Consider the following 4,210-nt stretch of genomic DNA (forward strand, 5'->3'; position numbering starts at 1 on the left):
TAACGATAAAGCCATTGAGCACCACCATCTTTACGCTTATGGAGGATCAAGCCGGCACCATCATTATATTTGCCAGCCCCCAATGTTGCGACAGATCTTGCATTAAGACGGTTCATAAGAGCCATTTTTAAATCCTTTCTTATACAAATTTGATCCACACACTCATCCCGCTTGTGACGTGCAAAGGTGTGGTTTTGATTGATTCAAGATAAGCAGATTTAAAATGAGAGAATCTTGCGTTATTCGAGGGTCTAATTCAATATGAGTAACGCTAGATTATCATTATAAATCAATACGTTGTATCTTTAAGGAGAAAATTAGTTCCTTTATATGAAGTGATCAATGATCGTTCAGGTGATGTGGTGAATTTTTTTCGGGTGTTGCAACGCCATTATTACCCTTTCATGGATCTGTTGGAGTTCCAGGTGAGTAGCTGTGAGGCGTCTGAACGGTTACGCACCCAAGATCCCAAGACCCTGACAGATTTAGAGCGGGCATTGCGGTTTTTATATCTGCAGCGGTTGAGTTTTGGTGGCAAAGTGGCAAAACAGACGTTTGGAGTTGATCCACACCGTGGTGCACGGTTTAATAGTCTCAAACTTGAAGCCTCCTTAAAGCTTATTTACCGTCGTTTAGCAGGTGTGACCATTGAACATTTAGATTGGTTTGAGTTTATTAGGCGCTATGATCGTCCCAACATCTTGTTTTACCTTGATCCGCCTTATTGGGGTGTTGAGGATTACTATGGCAAGGATTTGTTTAAGCGAGAGGATTATCAGAGGATGTCCACACTGCTTGCACAATTAAAGGGAAAGTTTCTTCTGTCACTCAATGATGTGCCGGAGATTCGCAAAAGCTTTAGCCCATTTAAGATAAAAGAAGTCACCATATCTTATACATGCAGTTCAAATAATCCAATTCCAGCTCAAGAGCTCATCATCTCAAATTGCGACTTTTAGCAAAGGAGAAAAAGCTGCCTTAAAGGGTCTTTAAATGATCTTTGAAAGGCCTTTGAAGACCCTTTGAAAACCCCTTTAATTTTTTAAAAAAGACGTGAATTTTAAAAATGAATTGCTGCAAAACCTGCTGACAAGTTACATACAAGACATATAGAATCAATAATTTATAGCACGACAAAAGTGCTGTGGCGGAGGGGGTAGGAATGCTATATTTATATAAAATCAATAGATTATATAGAAGTTCGGGAATTTTGATTCCGTTGATTCTTTTAACTTATTTTCTGCCTATCCCGAACCTTTTTAGAGCTTATTCTCGATCATTTAGTTCTAAATTTATCTTTTATTTTCTCTTCTTTCAGATATTAAGAAAGATGGCTGTGAGAGAAGGAATTGTGTTAGAGATCTGCTAAGGTTATTGTGTTTCAAAGGTTGCTTTTTAACACCTTTTGAACTATATTACCACCTTATTGTAAGGTAGGAGTATAGTCATGGCTACAACTGTTAAACTGTCTGATGATCTCATTAATGAGGCTAAGCGTTACGCGTCTGTTTATAGCCGCTCGGTTCCTAAGCAAATTGAATATTGGTCGCGTATGGGCAAAATAGCCGAAGAAAATCCAGATCTCTCCTTTCAATTTATTCAAGCAATCTTACTTGGACAACAAGAAAATGCAGATGGCGATGTAACAGCATTCGAATTTGGCTGAATCTATGCAAGTTTTACAAACCCATTCATTTAAAAAAACTGTCAAAAAACTGCATGCCAACCAAAAACAAGATCTAAACCAAGCTGTTCGCGTCATTATGAAAACGCCCACCATTGGTCAAGCCAAAACAGGTGATCTTTCTGGTGTTTTTGTCTATAAATTTAAAATGGCCAAGCAATTGACGCTGCTTGCTTACAGCTATGAAGATCACACGATTACTTTGACCTTGTTAGCACTTGGCTCTCATGAAAATTTTTACCGAGATCTTAAAGCATAATATATTTTACAACTTGATAGAGGCACACAGCATTAATTTTACTAAAGTTCTCCAGTGCTAAAGGTATTAAACCAAAATTTATAGACATGATCAAGCTATATTGGGCACCTAATTGCGGCATAATATTTTTAGCTAAACCGATTGGAGGACTTTGCAGCAAAGGAGTACTGCACTCATCTGCTATTACATACCTCTAACTTGAGTTAAAAACAAAGCTCTTCCGTACACCCCAACAAATGGCTTTGTCATGATAGAACTTTACTAGATTAGAGGTAAGTCAGTAGCATCTGTTATAAATTTAACGCTTCGCACTTTCCTCGGTAAATTCAAGCCGCAAAATACTAAATACAACTAAGTCCTATAGCTCAATGCGCACATAATCATGCATGGTGTTTCTACGCTCAACAAGTTACACCTCAGTTCTCTTGCGCAAATACGAATAAGAAGGGTTTAATTTGCTAATTTTAGCTCAGTCTTAAGTACAACCTCTGGAAAGGCTACACGTGCCTGCTGCATCAACGTCATATTAATGCCATAGAAAAATCCCTTACTATCTGCTATAGCTTCATTATGACGCAAGGGATTGGTACGAACCCCTGTAAGGATAAGCAAACGCAAAGCCAGTTGTGTGGGGTTTGTTGTTTGGCAAAGCGTTTTATAAAAAGCGGGAACATCTTTCCAATCCATTGCAGGTAGGTTTTTGATTTTATGGCGTTGTTTGCCTAAGAGAGCTTGTGCTTTTGTTACTGCTTGTAAATCAACATCTAAACCCAAAGCAGCCGCATGTTTGAGACAAAGATTAAGACGAATTTGTTTATTGCGTTCTTTAATGGGGTCACGACCCTCATGCAAAACAGAACGCCATTGATTTGCTAATTCACGGGCTTTTTTTAAAGAAACATTTCGCAACGCCCCCAAGCCCATTTCACGACGGCGCCCATGAATGGTATAACGATACAGCCATTGAGCACCTCCATCTTTACGCTTATGAAGAAGCAAGCCGGCGCCATCATTATATTTGCCAGCCCCCAATGTTGCGATAGATCTTGCGTTAAGACGGTTCATAAGAGCCATTTTAAGTCCTTTCTTATACAAATTTGATCCCCACACTCATCCCACTTGTTATGTGCAAATGAGTAGTTTTGATTGATTAAAGATAAACAGCTTTGAAATGAGAGAATCCTACGATATTGGGGACTCTCATTCAATATACAAAACAGTGAATTATCATTATAAATCAATATCTTGAACAGACAATCCGAAGTTTCCCAAGATCTTGAATGAAGCACGATTGGATGATCTGAGAAACCACCCCGAGACCTATAAGCATATCTGGGAAGGGGCTTATCTTACAGCGGTTCAAGGCGCTTATTATCAAAAGGAAATGTTGGCAGCCGAGCAAGAGGGGCGGATAGGGCGTGTTGCTCGTGATTCTTTAATGCAAATACGTGCTTTTTGGGACATTGGGGGGACGGGCGCCAAGGCAAATGCAACAGCGATATGGATAGCGCAATTTGTTGGTAGAGAGATCAGAGTGCTTGATTATTACGAAGCACAGGGGCAGCCTTTATCGGAACATATCGGTTGGTTGCGTCAAAACGGTTATGAGAAGGCATTGATGGTTCTCCCCCATGATGGTGCGACCAGAGACCGTGTGCACAATGTGAGTTTTGAGAGCGCTCTTAAACAGGCAGGCTTTCAAACAAAAGTTATCCCTAATCAGGGAGCAGGGGCTGTTAAGATACGTATAGAAACAGTCCGCCGTGTTTTGCCTTCTGTTTGGTTTAATGAGAAGACGACAGTAGCAGGACGTAAGGCACTGAACTGGTATCACGAGAAATGGGATGAGAAGCGTAATATTGGCTTGGGAGCAGAGCATGATTGGTCCAGTCATGGGGCAGATGCCTTTGGACTGATGTGTATTTCATACAAACCACCAAAAGAAATACAAAAGCGACCAGCTTATAGCGGCAGAACGGAATATGAGAGTACCTCATGGATGGCAGAATGATACATGATGATGAACATTTAGAGAAAGACAGCAATGTATCTGATCTCTCTCATGAAGGTTTGTTTCGTAAGCTTGTGAGTTGGTAGCAAGCTATTGATTTATAATGATAATCTAGCGTTATTCATATTGAGTTAAAGACCCGAATAACGTAAGATTCTTTTATTTCAAATCTGTTTATATTGAATCAATCAAAACCACTCGTTTGCACATAGCAAGTGGGATGAGTGTGTGGATAAAATTTGTATAAGAAAGGACT

General features: G+C 39.7%; 3 protein-coding genes and 3 pseudogenes. 4 read left to right on the forward strand and 2 right to left on the reverse strand.

Annotated features, from left to right (window positions below; all coding sequences use genetic code 11):
* Positions 1–125, reverse strand: a pseudogene (locus ACFINM_RS09440) (integrase); the annotation flags it as partial.
* A gap of 150 nt (positions 126–275) precedes the next feature.
* On the opposite strand from ACFINM_RS09440, the gene ACFINM_RS09445 reads away from it, so the two are divergent.
* The 3 genes from ACFINM_RS09445 (at position 276) to ACFINM_RS09455 (ending at position 1,943) form a co-directional block, all read left to right on the forward strand.
* Positions 276–959 (forward strand): DNA adenine methylase, encoded by a 684-nt coding sequence (locus ACFINM_RS09445; protein ID WP_375641249.1) that lies wholly within the window; start codon positions 276–278, stop codon positions 957–959.
* Positions 960–1,447: 488 nt separating this feature from the next.
* Positions 1,448–1,666 carry a TA system antitoxin ParD family protein gene (locus ACFINM_RS09450; RefSeq protein WP_005773872.1) on the forward strand — a complete coding sequence of 73 codons (219 nt, stop codon included), beginning with the start codon at positions 1,448–1,450 and terminating at the stop codon, positions 1,664–1,666.
* Complete coding sequence (locus tag ACFINM_RS09455; protein WP_375641247.1) at positions 1,659–1,943, forward strand: type II toxin-antitoxin system RelE/ParE family toxin; 285 nt, start codon at positions 1,659–1,661, stop codon at positions 1,941–1,943. The genes ACFINM_RS09450 and ACFINM_RS09455 overlap by 8 nt, the downstream gene beginning before the upstream one ends.
* A 570-nt stretch (positions 1,944–2,513) precedes the next feature.
* Here ACFINM_RS09455 and ACFINM_RS09460 read toward each other — a convergent pair.
* Positions 2,514–3,017 (reverse strand): annotated as a pseudogene (locus tag ACFINM_RS09460) (integrase family protein); the annotation flags it as partial.
* A 175-nt stretch (positions 3,018–3,192) separates the two neighbouring features.
* Here ACFINM_RS09460 and ACFINM_RS09465 point away from each other — a divergent pair.
* Positions 3,193–3,954: pseudogene (locus tag ACFINM_RS09465) on the forward strand (PBSX family phage terminase large subunit); the annotation flags it as partial.
* Positions 3,955–4,210: the final 256 nt, after the last annotated feature.

Origin of the sequence: Bartonella sp. AA168HLJHH (genome assembly GCF_042197365.1) — a bacterium.
Taxonomy (GTDB): Bacteria; Pseudomonadota; Alphaproteobacteria; order Rhizobiales; family Rhizobiaceae; genus Bartonella.

Excerpts from the sequence above, each read along its gene's own strand:
- ACFINM_RS09450 (WP_005773872.1), top strand. The coding sequence starts at position 1,448 with ATGGCTACAACTGTTAAACTGTCTGATGATCTCATTAATGAGGCTAAG.